The sequence below is a fragment of the Kaistia defluvii genome (assembly GCF_040548815.1).
Taxonomy (GTDB): domain Bacteria; phylum Pseudomonadota; class Alphaproteobacteria; order Rhizobiales; family Kaistiaceae; genus Kaistia; species Kaistia defluvii_A.
This window is the reverse complement of the sequence record NZ_JBEPSM010000005.1, coordinates 25,931-40,413: the sequence shown is the minus strand read 5'-3', so window position 1 is coordinate 40,413 and position 14,483 is coordinate 25,931. Positions and strand designations below refer to the sequence as shown.

The following is a 14,483-nucleotide window of genomic DNA, read 5'->3' as shown; positions in this document are numbered from 1 at the left end:
AACGGGGTGCTAACAGGAAACGGCCGCTTCGATCCCCTCGAAGCGGCCGTTTTCGTCTTGGCGCCCTACGCGTCGTCCGGCTCGGCGACCCAGTGCTTCATGGTCGTCAGGCTGCGCTGATATTGCGGCGGGGCATAGGCCTCCGCGCCCAGCTCATAGGCGGCGCGCCAGGGCCAGCGCGGATCGGCGAGGATGGCGCGGGCGAGCGCCACCATGTCGGCCCGGCCGTCGCGCAGAAGCCCTTCCGCCTCGGCCGGGGTGGTGATCAGCCCGACGGCGCGGGTGACGATATCGGCGCCAGCGCGGATTTTTTCCGCGAATTCAACCTGATAGAGCGGCCCGATCGGGATCTTCGCGTCATGGGCGTTGCCGCCGGTCGAGGCGCAGATATAGACGACGCCCACCGCCTTCAGCGCCTTGGCGACCTCGACCGCCTCGTCGACATGGAAGCTGTCGCGCTCGACCCATTCCGAGGCCGAAAGGCGCACGCCGACGAACATCCGCTGCGGCAGCGCCGCGCGCACCGCCTTCGCCACCGTCACGATCAACCGCATCCGGTTTTCCAGGCTGCCGCCCCAGCGATCGCTGCGCTGGTTGGAGATCGGCGACAGGAATTCATGCAGCAGATAGCCATGCGCGCCATGCAGTTCGACGAAGTCGAGCCCTGCCCGCTCCGCCCGCTTGGCCGCGTCGACGAAAGCCGTGACGATCTGCTCGATGCCGGCCTCGTCCAGGGCGATGGGCGTCGGCCAGCCGGGGCCGAAGGGAATGGCGGAAGGGCCAACCGTCTGCCAGGCATCCTGCTGGGGGGTCAGCGCCCCGCCACCCAGCCAGGGAAGCTGCGACGACGCCTTGCGACCGGCGTGGCCAAGCTGCACGCCAAAGACGGCGCCAGGGACCGCCACCCGCCGGGCCGCCGCCAGCGCCCGCGCCATCGCCGCCTCGTTGTGATCGGAATAGAGCCCGAGGCAACCATGCGAGATACGCCCGCGCCGCTCGACGCCGGTCGCCTCGAAGGTGATCATGCCGGCCCCGGAAATGGCCAGATTCATCCAGTGCTGGATATGCCAGTCGCTGGCCGAGCCGTCATCGGCGGAATACATGCACATCGGCGCGACGGCGATGCGGTTTGGCAGGGTGAATTCGCCGAGCGTGATGGGGGAGAAGAGCGCACTGGTCATCGATCGATCCATTCGAAATGCGAAGGCATGGGGCAGACCGGAAGCATACGAGCGCTCGCGCGCCCGAAACGCCGTCCTGCGGATTGGCTTGGGAGAAGGATGGCGGTCGGGCGTCGGTCCGACCGCCTTGGCAATTCAGCGCGACGTGTCGAGCCGCTGTCCGGAGGAAGCATTGACGCGCCACCAACCGGCTATGGCATGGCGCGGCCGATGCGAAGGCAGAACCTCATGCGGGATTTCTTCCGACATCATCAGCACGACCCGGCCGGCCTGCGGCACCACCTCGACCGTCGCCGCGTCCGCTTCCGTCGATTTCCAGAGCCGCAGCGTGCCGCCATAATCGGCCTGCCAGCCGGCATCGAGATAGACGATCATCGAGACGACGCGGTTGCGAGCACCGGTCAGGCTGTCGAGATGCCGGCCATAGAAGCCGCCGCTCGGATAGGCGATGAAATTGCACTCGAAATCGAACAGGCCGAGAAAGAGACGGCGGTTGATCGCGATGCGCAGCCGCTCGGCCATATCGAGAAAGCGGCGCTCCGCACCCGTGCCGCCATCGAACCAGCGGATCGCGGCGCGCCGGATCTCGGCTGCCTGCCGGCGTCCCGCCTCACGGCCGACTCCCGCATGGGTCAGGGCGCCGGAGGCCTCCATCGCCGCCAGTTCGTCGGCCAGCGCCTCGACCAGTCCGTTGTTGAAGAACGCGTCGACGACGACATAACCATCCTGGGCCAAAGCCTCGATGGCTGCGTCGCCGACCAACGTGTCGAAGTCATCCGTCTCCGCTTCGATGACCTCGCTCACAGGGCTGCCACGCCCGTGCCGATCGGGCAGGAAACGCCCGTGCCACCCAGGCCGCAATAGCCGTTCGGGTTCTTCGCCAGATATTGCTGGTGGTCTTCCTCGGCGAAGTAGAAGGGCGGCCGGTCGAGGATTTCCGTGGTGATCGTGCCGTGCCCTCGGGCGGAAAGCGCCGCCTGGTAGGCATCGCGCGCCGCCTCGGCGCGGTTGCGCTCGGCCGCATTGGCGACATAGATGCCGGAGCGGTACTGCGTGCCGACATCATTGCCCTGGCGCATGCCCTGCGTCGGGTCGTGGCTCTCGAAGAATAGCTTCAGCAGCGCGTCATAAGAGATCACGGCGGGGTCGTAGGCGACGAGCACGACCTCGTTATGGCCGGTCATGCCGCTGCAGACCTCGCCATAGGTCGGGTTCGGTGTCAGGCCGCCCGCATAGCCGACCGCCGTCGCATAGACGCCGTCCGTCTGCCAGAACTTGCGCTCCGCGCCCCAGAAACAGCCGAGGCCGAACAGCGCCGTCTCGATGCCGGCGGGATAGGGTCCGGCGATCGGATGGCCATTGACGAAATGCGCGCCCGGGGTGGTGATCGGTTGCGCGCGGCCAGGCAGGGCCTCGCCCAGCGCCGGCATGCGTGCCTTGCGCTGGAACATGTCGAGGAGATTCATGCGTAGTCTCCTTGTGTAGGATGAAGTCAGGCGACGATGGAGCGATAGCGCCGGCGCCGGCCTGCGAGAACGAGAAATGCGCCAAGCGCGCCGAGGACCAGCCAGGTCGGCAAGGTCAGCAGAAACTGGATCACCGGCGACCAGACCCAGGGACCGACATAGGCCTCGATATGGGTGGCGACCGCCGTCTGGAACGAAGTCAGGCTGGCTGGATCAAAAGCGAACCAGGCCTGGCCGAGCGGGGTTACGGTCAGCGTCGAGGCCGCGATCGACTTGGTACCGTCGATCACCAGCCCCACCACCGCGCCGGCGATGGCAAAAAGGCCGAGAAGACGGACAAAAAGGGTGAACATGGCTTGATCCCTCGTCGCGGCCCGACTGACGCGAGCGGTCAGCGGCGACTGGTCCAGAGATAGTGTGGCGGTACGATTTCGGCAACATTTGCCGACCCCGCGACCATTAATACACGGCCATCCCCGGCTGTTTTCACCGGAAGCCTTGCGGCTTGCCCTGGCTTCGTGATACCGCACGGCCTGTCTTGCCAAGAGCAGGACCTGCCGAGAGCAAGAGGCGTCCGCCGCCTCGAAATATTGCGCCGGCAGACTTCCACGCCGCAAGGCGTTTGGTACGGAGGGGTGGCCGAGTGGTTGAAGGCGCACGCCTGGAAAGTGTGTATACGGGAAACCGTATCGCGGGTTCGAATCCCGCTCCCTCCGCCATCCACTTGAACTAAGCATCTGAAATGTCCCACTATATTGAGACCGACCGGCTTTCCTTCCCCCATCATTTCCCCCTTTAGATTTTGGGTGGCGTTGAATATGGCTGGATCGCGTGGGACTTCCGCGCCCATCTTATCGATCATGACCGCGCGGCCTTCCTGCGCAAGCCAACTATTCTGAGGCCGGGCAAATCGGAAATGATTTCCGTTTCGCCGCGCTCCAGATCCGAGCCGGCCTCCAGGTCGGCGTCACCGTCCAATGCGTCGAGCAGAGCGATGGCCCGCTCTATCCACAGTTCGAGTTGCTGGCGCCGATAGGCGTGGATGACAGGATGCGTCATTGCCGCCACCTTTCGGGCCGCTTCATGGGCGCCAGTCCCAGGGCGCGTTCTTCAGCGTCGAGCAGCTTGAAAGCGGCCTTGAACAGCAGCCGCAGCAGGATCAGGCGGATAAGGCTCATTTCACCAGCCCCCGGCGGATCAATTCCGCCTTCAGCGCTCGTGCGTCGCTTTTACGGTCGTGGCGCCAGGCCCGCGCCAGTTTCAGCTTGTCGGGGCTCAGTGCGTAGGGCTCGGCCACGTCCAAGCTCGTGACGGTGGCATCCCGGCCGTCTTTCCAGCCGCCCACCATCAGAACGATGGAATGACCTTCGGCGAAGACTTCGTCGATGTGCGCCGCGGCGCGTTGATGCGCGGTGCTCATGCTGCCTCTCCTGCGATGGGCAGGAAGGTGTTTGCCAAGGCCCTGAGGGTGGCGGCGAAATCCGGCGGGATCACCAACACTTTTGCCCGCAGCGCGTCGTCGACGCAGGAATTGGACACGTAGTAGGCGAACGGGCAGTCGGGGTCGTTCTGCACGACGGGCGTGAACCGCTCCGGCATGTGCTCCACGAAATCGAGCAACTGCTGGACGTCGATGCTAGCCAAGGGCGAGGGGGCGTTCTGGGCAGGCGTCATCATGCCGGCACCCGTGAGAGTTCATAGAGCTGGTCGCATAGCGTGCTCATCTTCCGGGATGCCTGGACCAGCTCACAGGCGATGAAACCCAATCCCTCGACGCGTTCCCGATCCAGCGGGCCAACTTCCATCAAGGCGTCGTAGATTATCGCCGCGAAGCCGCGGAGATTGCGCATATCCGTTTCGTAATCGGAGGCCAGCTCGAAAAGCGCTCGATGCGCGACCGGCTTATCTGCGAGGCGCTTCATGCTGCACCTCGCGCGGCCTGCAGCCGCAGCTCCAGCTCATTCTGGATCTCGCCCAGCTTGTACTCGGCGAAGTGAAGAACCGTCTGGATTGCGCCTTGGTCGTCCTTGTCCAGCAGCGCCTCGGCAGCCATGAAGGCAGCACGGATCAGGCGGCCTAGGTCGTTGGCCGTGTCGGCCAGATTAAGGTCTGTCTGGCGAGCCGACGTCCGCCGATCAGATTGGGTTGGCTTGACGCTCATGGGGTTTTCCTCGTGTTTGCGGGAGGTCAGGCGGCGCAGCGGATCTCGTCGATCCGGTCGTAATCGACGGGTGTGGGGCGTTCCTTCGCCTCGATAGCCATGGCGGCGTCGATGCGCTGGCGCTGGGCCTCTGTCTGGGCTGCCCAGACGGCCCGGAAGCCGGCGAGCTTTTTCGCGCCGTGCCAAGCATTGCGGAGCGCCCAGGCGAACGTCTTGCGATACTCGCCGGGCTTGGCGACGCGGCGGGCCGTGGCGTGGGCTTCTCTCATGATGGCGGCGCGGTCGAAGGCAGACATAGCTTCTCCGTTCGCGGCAAAGGTGTTGCCGTCGCTTGCATGGATTGGGTCTAGGAAAAGTTAGGCGGCGAGAATCTCGGCGGCCCAAGCAGCCTTGGCGCGGTCGATGCGTGAGCGCTTGGAAGTGCGGGCGGGCCGAGCCTGCGGCACATAAGCCCGGTATCGCTCAAGATGAGCCTCGACCTCGGCGTCGGTCATGAAGCCGGTGATGGTCAGAATATCGATCGGCACGCCAGCCAGAGCGATGCGGTTCTGCTCGGTGACGAGGGCTTGGATCACGTCGCGGCGGGCTGGGGTCATGTGTGTCTCAAATCCCGTTAACTGTGTCTGGTAACCATATCCCATCTCTGTATGTTGTCAACCGCTTTGTGTGTGTGGTACCTATTTTGTTATAGGAGAAGCAGATGCTGACAACCGGAAACCAATTGAAAGCTGCTCGTGCGCTCATGGGCGCTGAGCAAAAGGACTTAGCTGAAGCAGCGGGCGTCCACGTCAACACGATCAGAAGTATGGAAGCCGCAGGCGCCGCGCCGATTTCCGGCCGTGCGAGCACCGTCCAAATGATCCAACGAGTGATCGAATACCAAGGGATCGAGTTCTTGAACCACGGTCAGCCAGGCGTCAGGTTGAGGAACGACCCGCCTTCGTTTCGTGAGTATCTGTTTCGGGTCGAATTTGCGGACGACCCCCGCGGCGACTTTATTTCCGACGCGCGGACGATGATCCGGGCGGGAAACATGCCTGAAATTGCGTCCCTGGACAGTCTGTTGTCCCACCTCCGCATGCGAGGCGCTGACCGGGCCGTCGCCCCCATTGCTGAGAGGGTTTGGGCGGAATACCAACATTCTATAGGCTTATCTGATCGGCGCGCATCGCCAGACCAGGGCAAAACCCCTGACGAGTTGACTAGCGAGAACGACGGATGATCCGCGCGGCTGCGGTGCTCGCTCTAGTAATCACGGCTGGATGGCCGGCGGTCGCCCAGGCCGAGGTCATAGACGGCAACCGGATAGTCATCATCGACGGCGACACGGTAGCCCTACCGTGCGCCGTGCCGGCTCCTGGTTGCGCCGAGAAGATCCGCTTTATCGATATCGATGCGCCGGAGAGCTTCCGGCCTCATTGTGACATTAGGGGGCAGTGGGGCTGCAGGCGAAAGCACGCGTCGCCGAGCTGCTTCGTGGGTCAAAATGCGCAGCTGGTGACGGGCCTCATTGAGCCAAGCCCACTTGATCGGATCTGCTTCACGGCCTTCTCCCGTCCCTCCGAAAATCGCCATCGGCCCTCTAGCACAAGGCGAGTAGACTAGAGCCCAACCGAGGCGGAGCTGTTGCCCTGCCTTGGCGCTAGCGGCTCGTCGGCGGGAATGACCGCCCCGGTTTAGCAGCGCAGCGACTTAGAGACCGATTTTGTGTGTTGTATCAACACGATGTCGGCTGCACTATCCTCCAGCAAGTGCGATGAGGCAGTGCGCGGGGAGCAGATCGAAATGCAAGTCGGGACCAATGCCGTGTGTGGCAGCGTTCGAGCAAGCGCAACAGATGCTGGCGAGATGTCCCGACTCGCACGCAACTACGATTGGTCCCAATCGCGCCTCGGGCCTAGATCGTCTTGGCCGACCAGCCTTAGTGCAGCCTTTGAGCTCATTCTGCCCGCGCAAGCCGAGATTGTGATTTTTGCGGGACCGGAATACGTCGCCCTCTACAACGACGCGTATGCCCCTACGATAGGCGACAAGCATCCCCATGCATTTGGGCGTCCAGGCCAGGAATATTGGACTGAGCTATGGACCGACCTGAGACCTCTGCTAGATCACGTCCTTTCCACGGGTGAGACCATTTCTGCCAAGGACAGGCCTTTCCAGATCGAGCGTCACGGCTATCCAGAGCAGGTCTTCTTCGACATTTCTTACTCCCCCATCCGCGAACCATCGGGCGAGGTCGTGGGTGTCTTATGCATCGTGAATGAAACGACGGAACGGATCCGCGCGACTGCAGACGAGCGCCGACTTGCAGCAATCATTGCTTCGACCGACGACGCAATTCTCGGCACTGATCTCAATATGATTGTGACGAGTTGGAACCGAGGTGCCGAAGAGCTTTATGGCTATTCTGCCGACGAAATAGTCGGGACGCCCGTCACAAGGTTGGTGCCAGCGGATCGCCCTGAGGAAGAAGCGGCCATCATGGAGCAGATTCGAGCCGGCGAACGCGTGCCACCGCACGACACGAAGCGCGTGCATAAAAATGGAACGCTTCTCGACGTCTCCCTAACCGTATCGCCGATTGTCGACGATCAGGGCCGTACCGTTGGAGCATCAAAAATTGCGAGGGATATCTCGGCGAGAAAGGAGGCCGAGCACCTCCAGCAGGTTCTGACGGGCGAACTGCAACATCGGGTCAAGAACACCTTGGCCACGGTACAAGCAATTGCGCGACAGACGTTCCGGGGCGAGGAGCATGAATCGGCTTCGGTCTTCTACAGGCGACTGACTTCGCTAGCCAACGCCCACGATCTGCTGACGCGCGGAAGCTGGAACAGTGCCGATCTGGAGGCTGTCGTTTCTGGGGTTGTTGCTCCGTACAGTTCGGCGCAGTTCGAGATTGCCGGAGGCTCAGTGCGGCTGACATCGCGTTCCGTTCTTGCGACCTCGCTGGCCCTGCACGAGTTGGTGACCAACGCGGTCAAATATGGCGCCTTGTCTGTCCCGGAAGGTCTTGTCAAAGTGACTTGGCACGTCTGCCAGCACGCACACGGTCCCGGCTTTGAGCTAGTCTGGCGGGAGCGGGGTGGACCCAGAGTGGCGCAACCGGAAAGCCAGGGGTTCGGTTCCGTCCTCATCCAACAGGTTTTACCGCAGGAGCTCCAAGGCGAGGTTGGCGTTTCCTATGATCCCGAAGGACTAGTTTGCACCATTCGCGCGCCGCTAATGGCGACATGGGAACAAACGGTCCAGCGCTAGCGCTCGTGGTTGTCGAGGCAATCCTCGCTTGGAACAAAAACCCGCGCTCTACGCTTTCGTATCCGCTCTACCCATCTGTCGGTCAGCGTGTCAACAGCTTGGCGGGTCATGCCCGCGGCGACAGGTGCGCTCCATCGCCGCCGCAATGCAGGTGTGGGGCGTTCCATATTGCGCCCCCTGATCGCCGATGTCGGCGCATTGTTGGTCCAGGAAAGGCTGGCCTTGCCATATTGGCCTGGCAAAGCTGCGACGGCCGGTTGGCGCCAGCATGCTTTAGGCGTGACGGGCGCAAAAAAACTGCATCGGCAAAAAAGAAGCTCGCCGAAGCGAGCTTCTCCTTGTCGATTGTACTTATCGGCTTCCACCACGGCCGGATGAACCACCCTTGTCGTCGTTCTTGTGGCTCTGCCGGCCGGCTTCGGCATGCTGCTCCGGCGTGCCGCCACGGGTGGACGATCCGCCTTCGCCGCCAGACTTGCCGCTGCCGCTGCCCTTATCGTCGTTCTTGTGGCTCTGCCGGCCCGCTTCGGCATGCTGCTCCGGCGTCCCGCCACGGGTATTCTGCTGATTGGCCATCACGTTTCCTCCTATGATGCTGCTCAATGCAACGACGGAATAAACGTTGGCGCGAAGCCAAGTTCCACGACTGTCTGCTATCGTACGAACTTTCAGTCAGAGGTTGGCTCAGTTACGTCCTGCTTGTCGAAGTTGCTACGGAAGCGGCTCCTGCCGCAGGTCCTGCAAGCGCCGTCCATACCCTGGACGCATCAGCTTTACTCTTGGCTTGCCTTGTCATCCGGGGGCTTTGACACGAAAATAAGTCAGCGTGCGCGCGCCAATATTATACCTGCGCCCCGGTGCATGGCAGCATTGATGAGGGCTGTCCGAACTTGCTCATCGTTGACACCGTCTTTTCGGCAAAGCGGACAAATCTTCTGGACTGCCATTTCCACGTCCAGAAGGCTGTTCGAGTCCATCGCCAACAAAACTTCGTTCTCTATCAGCCCAGAAGTATAGTGTGTCATCACGCCCTCCCAGCGCCGGGCAAGTTCCAAATATTTTGGACATCGCGCCGCGAGGATCAAGCGTAAACTCGGTTCGAATATATACGCTGAGACAGAATCGTTCGAAACCGTACCAATGTTGATCGAGCTAAAACGGCTATATCTTTCCATGACATTGGGAATATTATGAAGGCCAGATGCAATTCAGGGTAGCCGGCTGACGACCGCTGTGCATGCGCGCCGAGAAAGGGCCAAGATGGCTGGATCCGAACGCACGGTGACGCGCAATCGCCTCCTGACTGCACTCGATATTGAGGACAGGGCGGCCCTATGGCCGAAAGCCACGCGAATATCCCTCGATATGCGGATGATCCTGCAGAGACCAGGGAAGGCAATTGAAGCGGTATATTTCCCAGAGAATGCCATAGCTTCGGTAGTGGCGCTTGGTGGCCATGACAGCCGAGCGGAAATCGGGTTGGTGGGCAACGAGGGACTCGCGGGCGTCCCGGTGGTGCTCGGGACAGACCGATCCCCCCATGAGGTTTTTGTCCAAGTCCCTGGATCCGGACTTCGGATCGAAGCGGACGTTTTCCGGCAATTGATGGATGACCGCCCGGGGATAAGAACATCCATGCTGCACTTCGCCCAAGCGTTTTTGACCCAGGTCTCCTACACAGCGCTCGCGAATGTGAGGCAGAAACTGGAGAGCCGTCTGGCCCGGTGGTTGCTTATGTCGCTGGATCGGGTCGAAGGCGACGAGTTACCCCTCACGCACGAGTTTATTGCTATCATGCTCGGCGTACGCAGGCCTGGCGTTACCCTCGCCATGCATATTCTTGAGGGCCGAGGATACATTCGCACTAGCCGGAGTCGCATCACGGTTATTGATCGCGAGGGGCTGGAGGAAAGTGCTGAAGGCTTTTACGGTGTGCCGGAAACGGAATACCGGCGCCTTATCGGATAACCTATGCCCCCTCGCTTGAGTAGGCCTCCTTGAAGCCGAGGATGAATACCATCTGATCGTTTTCGTCAGCCACTTCAAAAGAGCGTGCTGAAATATCCCATCCATCCAATATGGACTCGCTCATCAGTTCGCGTGCGCTCTCGATGGCCTCTGCGCGGGCGGCGTCGACCCCAGTGAGGTCCGATCCCTCTGGGTCGACAAGGAGACCGAGAGGGCGCCGTTGATGAAAAAAATATCTCGGCATGTGCCTCTCCGCCACTCGCCCGACGTAAAGGAACCGCCAAGGTGGTATAGACGTTCCTTTCTACGGAACCGTACAAACCTATGGCGACCTCGGAATGTGCCGGCGGCCAGCGAGGCTCAGCAATGTCCACGGAATCCTTTATCCTCACTTCTACCGAGTGGCAGTTTCTGCGAACTCTGGAGCTAGGCCATTTGGATCTCTCGGGCGCCAAGGCGGCCTTGCAGAGGCTTGAAACATTGGGGTTGGTGATAAGAGCGGGGGCCGGCTGGGAGGCCACCGACTATGGCCGATTGCTGGCCGCGTCGAGACGAAGGCTTTGACGCTATTTCGGTACGGTTGAGAACGGTTCCGGATTATGACTGAACTCCTCCGCGCAGAGCGAGTTAGTCCAAGGCTCGGTGAATGTCCGGGCATTCAAAATCCGATGGAGGAACCACACCATGGCTAATAACCAGGACTCGTCCAATCGTGGCTTTGCGTCGATGGACGAAGACAAACAGCGAGATATCGCAAGCAAGGGCGGCCAGAGCGTCCCAGACGAGAAGCGCAGCTTTTCGCAGGACCGAGAACTGGCCTCTGAGGCCGGTCGCAAGGGCGGGGAGGCCTCGCATGGCGGTTCTCGCGCCGAGGAAGACGAGGACGGCCAGTCCGGCGGCCAGCAGGACGGCAACTTCGCTGAAAACCCTGAACGTGCTTCCGAGGCCGGTCAAAAAGGCGGTCAGCGCTAACCAAGTGGGCGGAGGTGGCGGCCAAGGCCGCGGCCTCTGCCTTCTAGCATCTCATAGAGATTAGTCTTTGCAGCAGTAGCGTTGGAAGCAGACTTGCGCCTGTGCGAAGCTTAATAACTTGGTCATTCAATATAAAAGTCTTCCCCTATTCAAGGGTAGAGGAATCAAGCAATGTTCATGCATAACAAGCGCTTGCAGTATACGGTCCGGGTATCAGAGCCTAACCCCAGATTAGCCTGTATGATAATGGAACAATTCGGGGGAGCGGATGGCGAACTCGCTGCCGCGATGCGATATTTCACGCAGGGCCTGGGGGAGGATGACCCAGGTCGCAAGGATATGCTCCTAGATATCGCAACCGAAGAGCTGAGCCATCTTGAGGTCGTCGGCTCAATTGTCACCATGCTTAACAAGGGACTTAAGGCTCAGCTGGCCGAGGGCCAGTTGAAAGAAGCAGAGCTTTATTTAATGGTAGGCAGTAGCGGCGCCTCGGCCAAAGAGTCGATTTTGTTTGGCGGCGCTCCCGCTCTGTGTGACTCAGCCGGGGTTCCTTGGACAGCCGCATATGTCGATTCCCGTGGCGAGCCAACCGTTGATCTTAGGTCCAATATTGCGGCGGAAGCCCGCGCCAAGATTGTGTACGAACGATTGATCAACATCACCGATGACCCGGGGGTAAAGGACGCGCTCGCGTTCCTAATGACCCGCGAAATCGCTCACCAGAAATCGTTCGAAAAAGCGCTGTACGCCATCGAAAACAACTTCCCGAGCGGCAAGCTACCGGGCGTTGAACGATACGCCAGTATGTATGTCAACGCTTCGCAGGGTGACGGCGACGTTTTCGGCCCCTGGAATTCTGGCGATGAGTGGGATCGAGTAGACGATCTGGCCGCGGTTATGCCCGTGGATGGCGGCGAGGGCGTTGCGACCGTCGAGCTCAGTGCAAGTGACAAGAAAGCGGCTTCGCAGTTGGCAGGCCGAACCCAGTCAGACACCGACACCAATCCCACGACCGGTGCCGATCTAGGGGCTGGTCCCGGGGCTGGTCGCACCAAGAATGGCGATATGGGAGGTGTTGATCGGATTTCCCCCGGGCCTTCCAAGAAGAGGGGTTGATCTCGCCCTCTCCAAGTGCAGCTTTCATTTTTAAAGGAAACACCGATGGCAGCCGAGACGCACGATATCTTCATTACGGGGTTGCGTAACGCACATGCTATGGAAAATCAGGCTCTGGCCATGCTTCAGCCTCAAGCCAACCGCATCCGGAATTATCCGAAGGTGGCATCTCGAATTTTGCAGCACATTGCCGAGACTGAGGGACAGATCCAACGGTTGGAACGGCTTCTCGGCGACCGCAATGAAACGCATTCCAGCTTCAAAGACATGGTTATGTCCGTCGTCGGTGGCATGGGAGCCATAGGCCACGCTGTTGCCGACGACGAGATTTTGAAGAACAGCCTGGCAAATTTCGCTTTCGAGAATTACGAAATCGCGGCCTACAATTCTTTGCTCGCCCTTGCGCGTGAACTGAATCTCCAAGAGGCCATTCCGTTGCTGGAGCAGAATCTTGACGAGGAACAGGCAATGGCGCAGTGGCTCCAGGAAAATTTAGCAGATGTTACGCTCCAATATGCTGGATTGCGGAAGGCGGGATTAACTGCGAAACGCTGACCGCGCGGCCCTTCGCCATTAAATCCTGCAAAAATGCTGTATCGCAGTCCACTGGGCCAAGAAGGACGCTGCGATAAGCACCTCGTAGACGAGCGCTCTGCCCTGCGATTCATCTATCAGAGTCGGCAGAGTAGACCTATGGTTGCGAGGTGTTGGGACGCGTTACATCCTTAGGCAGGGACCGTAACGGTTTTCTCCGCGAAAGGGCAAGCCGTCCACGGCACCGGTGCGGCTTGCTCTCGGATGCGGAATAATCTGCCTCTAAGCGCGTGACTTCGGCCGAGAAGCTTGGTCAACTAAATCGAGGCTAAAGATACGCGTTTCTAGCTGACACACGCGCTCGACCCAGCTACTGGGCGGCGTTTCGTCCGTCGCAGCCGCCTCTTCGATCAGTGCTAGTTGCTCCCGCCGGGCGGTCTCAATAGCGGTCCGCGCCGCGTGTTTCGGATGCTTCATGGGCCATCCCCCTGGTGTATTAGCACCGCGAATTTCCCTCAGACTGAGCGGAAAGCCAAGATGCTGCCCGCATCCAGTAGCTCTTGACTCCCCCCGCCATGAGAACGAAAGAAGAACGCTGAAACAGAGGATGCCATGGTCGAGCCCGCCGTCGAGACGCTCCGCGACGCATACAGAGCGGGTTGGACCGCGAAGGCGCGATGTCTAGGGCGTGATGCCAGCACGAAGAAGGGCACTCGGCCGTGTCTTCAGACGGTCGAGCTGGATCTGGGAACGCTCGTCTGGACCCGGGGGCGAGATTTCCCGCTGGCTCGGCTTCCGGAACGGCTCATGTGCCCGGCGTGCGGTTGCCGGCGCGTGATGGTAACCTTCGACATGCCGGGGAAGGGCTTCCGGGCGCTGCTGACGGGCTAGGGATGGCCGTTGAGTGCCTAAGCCGGGTAATGGGCCAAGGCGGGCGGATTGCGCATTGGTGTCGTGGTTAGCGCGGTCTCACTTTGGCGTCGGGGTTTAGGGCCTTCCTTTTCGAGGCACCGGACTTCAACTCTTCCACTCCAGCAGCCCAGCGTCGCCGCCGTGAGCCTTCACGTTCAGCACCGCTTGGGCCTCATCATCTCTTTTCGGCATTGGAAGTGCTTCCCAGCTTCGCCAACCACTCCTCGGCTGTAGGCCGTGGATCCTTCAGGCTATCGATCCACTTGTCGAGGTCTGCGACATCGTATCGAATCCCGCCGCGGCCGCTGTAGATTGCCAGGGGTCGGACATGGCAGGCCGCAGTCCACTTCGCCAGAGATGGCGCTCCGCAATAAGCCGCCGCTTCCATCGGCGTTAGTAACCGCCGCGTCGGCCTCGAAAGGGTATTGCGGTGAGAAGGCATGGCGGAGCCTCTGAGCTACAGCCGCTAACGAGCGACGGGAATCTGCGAAGTTTTTTGCAACGGGTTGCACGGGCGCCGGGCTCAGCGTTGTCGAGCCCGCTTTGCCAGTTCCTGCTTTTGGCGCTTCTCGGCTTGGTACTGCTCACGCATCGCCGTAAAGCCTAGTAGGATTGGACCCGCCGTGCTGGAGACACGTCGCGTCTTCACGCCGACAGGTGGACATGCGACCCGGCTCATTTTTTCGAGAAATTCCAATACATCGGAGAGGCGGAAAGCTCGGCGGATGCTCTTGGTGCCAAGGCCCATCTGCACGAACCGGATGTTCCCGGCGAGAGCGTGCTCACGAAGGGTGGACTCGTCCATGTTCAGCAGGCGAGCCGTATCTCTGAGTGGGAGCGTGACCCTGGTGGAAAACGCTGCCAGCAGTGGAACCGGGATATCAGGTTGGTTGAGCATCTTGCCTTAAGCTTTCA

General features: G+C 60.7%; 21 protein-coding genes and 1 tRNA gene. 7 read left to right on the top strand and 15 right to left on the bottom strand.

The genetic code is table 11. From position 1 onward, the window contains the following. Positions 1-65: 65 nt before the first annotated feature. From ABIE08_RS22705 to ABIE08_RS22690, 4 genes are all read right to left on the bottom strand, one after another. Positions 66-1,181: an NADH:flavin oxidoreductase/NADH oxidase gene (locus ABIE08_RS22705; protein ID WP_354554312.1), complete on the bottom strand. Its 1,116-nt coding sequence runs from the start codon at positions 1,179-1,181 to the stop codon at positions 66-68. A 135-nt stretch (positions 1,182-1,316) separates the two neighbouring features. Next, the gene (locus ABIE08_RS22700) at positions 1,317-1,985 is read right to left on the bottom strand and encodes a 2OG-Fe(II) oxygenase (RefSeq protein ID WP_354554311.1); all 669 of its coding nucleotides are present in this window, start codon (positions 1,983-1,985) and stop codon (positions 1,317-1,319) included. Beyond that, the gene (gene msrA / locus ABIE08_RS22695; RefSeq protein WP_354554310.1) at positions 1,982-2,647 is read right to left on the bottom strand and encodes a peptide-methionine (S)-S-oxide reductase MsrA; all 666 of its coding nucleotides are present in this window, start codon (positions 2,645-2,647) and stop codon (positions 1,982-1,984) included. Before msrA ends, ABIE08_RS22700 begins: the two co-directional genes overlap by 4 nt. A 26-nt stretch (positions 2,648-2,673) precedes the next feature. Further along, positions 2,674-3,000, bottom strand: coding sequence for a hypothetical protein (locus tag ABIE08_RS22690; RefSeq protein WP_354554308.1), 327 nt, complete (start codon positions 2,998-3,000; stop codon positions 2,674-2,676). A gap of 276 nt (positions 3,001-3,276) precedes the next feature. On the opposite strand from ABIE08_RS22690, the gene ABIE08_RS22685 reads away from it, so the two are divergent. Continuing rightward, a tRNA-Ser gene (locus ABIE08_RS22685) sits at positions 3,277-3,366 on the top strand. 139 nt (positions 3,367-3,505) lie between these two features. Here ABIE08_RS22685 and ABIE08_RS22680 read toward each other — a convergent pair. The 8 genes from ABIE08_RS22680 to ABIE08_RS22645 are packed head-to-tail and all read right to left on the bottom strand — an operon-like array spanning position 3,506 to position 5,404. Continuing rightward, on the bottom strand, positions 3,506-3,706 hold the full coding sequence (locus tag ABIE08_RS22680) for a hypothetical protein (protein WP_354554307.1): 201 nt from the start codon (positions 3,704-3,706) through the stop codon (positions 3,506-3,508). Then, positions 3,703-3,825: a hypothetical protein gene (locus ABIE08_RS22675; RefSeq protein WP_354554306.1), complete on the bottom strand. Its 123-nt coding sequence runs from the start codon at positions 3,823-3,825 to the stop codon at positions 3,703-3,705. The genes ABIE08_RS22680 and ABIE08_RS22675 overlap by 4 nt, the downstream gene beginning before the upstream one ends. After that, complete coding sequence (locus ABIE08_RS22670) at positions 3,822-4,067, bottom strand: hypothetical protein (protein WP_354554304.1); 246 nt, start codon at positions 4,065-4,067, stop codon at positions 3,822-3,824. Before ABIE08_RS22670 ends, ABIE08_RS22675 begins: the two co-directional genes overlap by 4 nt. Beyond that, entirely contained in the window at positions 4,064-4,324 is a 261-nt protein-coding gene (locus ABIE08_RS22665; RefSeq protein WP_354554303.1) for a hypothetical protein, read from the bottom strand. Before ABIE08_RS22665 ends, ABIE08_RS22670 begins: the two co-directional genes overlap by 4 nt. After that, complete coding sequence (locus ABIE08_RS22660) at positions 4,321-4,569, bottom strand: hypothetical protein (RefSeq protein WP_354554302.1); 249 nt, start codon at positions 4,567-4,569, stop codon at positions 4,321-4,323. Before ABIE08_RS22660 ends, ABIE08_RS22665 begins: the two co-directional genes overlap by 4 nt. Next, positions 4,566-4,808, bottom strand: a complete 243-nt coding sequence (locus ABIE08_RS22655) for a hypothetical protein (protein WP_354554301.1) — start codon at positions 4,806-4,808, stop codon at positions 4,566-4,568. The genes ABIE08_RS22660 and ABIE08_RS22655 overlap by 4 nt, the downstream gene beginning before the upstream one ends. A gap of 26 nt (positions 4,809-4,834) precedes the next feature. Next, the gene (locus ABIE08_RS22650) at positions 4,835-5,104 is read right to left on the bottom strand and encodes a hypothetical protein (RefSeq protein WP_354554299.1); all 270 of its coding nucleotides are present in this window, start codon (positions 5,102-5,104) and stop codon (positions 4,835-4,837) included. Positions 5,105-5,164: 60 nt separating this feature from the next. After that, entirely contained in the window at positions 5,165-5,404 is a 240-nt protein-coding gene (locus ABIE08_RS22645) for a hypothetical protein (protein WP_354554298.1), read from the bottom strand. A 104-nt stretch (positions 5,405-5,508) separates the two neighbouring features. Between ABIE08_RS22645 and ABIE08_RS22640 the strand changes: the two genes are divergently transcribed. After that, a complete protein-coding gene (locus ABIE08_RS22640; protein WP_354554297.1) occupies positions 5,509-6,030 on the top strand; it encodes a hypothetical protein in 522 nt (173 codons plus the stop codon). A gap of 626 nt (positions 6,031-6,656) precedes the next feature. After that, complete coding sequence (locus ABIE08_RS22635) at positions 6,657-8,066, top strand: sensor histidine kinase (protein ID WP_436409599.1); 1,410 nt, start codon at positions 6,657-6,659, stop codon at positions 8,064-8,066. A gap of 351 nt (positions 8,067-8,417) precedes the next feature. Here ABIE08_RS22635 and ABIE08_RS22630 read toward each other — a convergent pair whose 3' ends face one another. Continuing rightward, entirely contained in the window at positions 8,418-8,642 is a 225-nt protein-coding gene (locus ABIE08_RS22630) for a hypothetical protein (protein ID WP_354554294.1), read from the bottom strand. Positions 8,643-9,326: 684 nt separating this feature from the next. Here ABIE08_RS22630 and ABIE08_RS22625 point away from each other — a divergent pair. Further along, on the top strand, positions 9,327-10,034 hold the full coding sequence (locus ABIE08_RS22625) for a Crp/Fnr family transcriptional regulator (protein WP_354554293.1): 708 nt from the start codon (positions 9,327-9,329) through the stop codon (positions 10,032-10,034). A 1-nt stretch (position 10,035) separates the two neighbouring features. Here the strand turns inward: ABIE08_RS22625 and ABIE08_RS22620 are convergent, their stop codons facing one another. After that, a complete protein-coding gene (locus ABIE08_RS22620; protein WP_354554291.1) occupies positions 10,036-10,278 on the bottom strand; it encodes a DUF6894 family protein in 243 nt (80 codons plus the stop codon). 440 nt (positions 10,279-10,718) lie between these two features. Between ABIE08_RS22620 and ABIE08_RS22615 the strand changes: the two genes are divergently transcribed. The 3 genes from ABIE08_RS22615 to ABIE08_RS22605 all read left to right on the top strand — a co-directional run bounded on the left by ABIE08_RS22615 (position 10,719) and on the right by ABIE08_RS22605 (position 12,677). Continuing rightward, positions 10,719-11,006: a general stress protein gene (locus ABIE08_RS22615; protein ID WP_354554290.1), complete on the top strand. Its 288-nt coding sequence runs from the start codon at positions 10,719-10,721 to the stop codon at positions 11,004-11,006. Positions 11,007-11,177: 171 nt separating this feature from the next. After that, positions 11,178-12,122, top strand: a complete 945-nt coding sequence (locus tag ABIE08_RS22610) for a manganese catalase family protein (protein ID WP_354554289.1) — start codon at positions 11,178-11,180, stop codon at positions 12,120-12,122. Positions 12,123-12,167: 45 nt separating this feature from the next. Then, entirely contained in the window at positions 12,168-12,677 is a 510-nt protein-coding gene (locus ABIE08_RS22605; protein ID WP_354554288.1) for a ferritin-like domain-containing protein, read from the top strand. Between the two features lie 1,414 nt (positions 12,678-14,091). Here the strand turns inward: ABIE08_RS22605 and ABIE08_RS22600 are convergent. Then, positions 14,092-14,466 (bottom strand): hypothetical protein, encoded by a 375-nt coding sequence (locus ABIE08_RS22600; RefSeq protein WP_354554286.1) that lies wholly within the window; start codon positions 14,464-14,466, stop codon positions 14,092-14,094. Positions 14,467-14,483 lie beyond the last annotated feature (17 nt).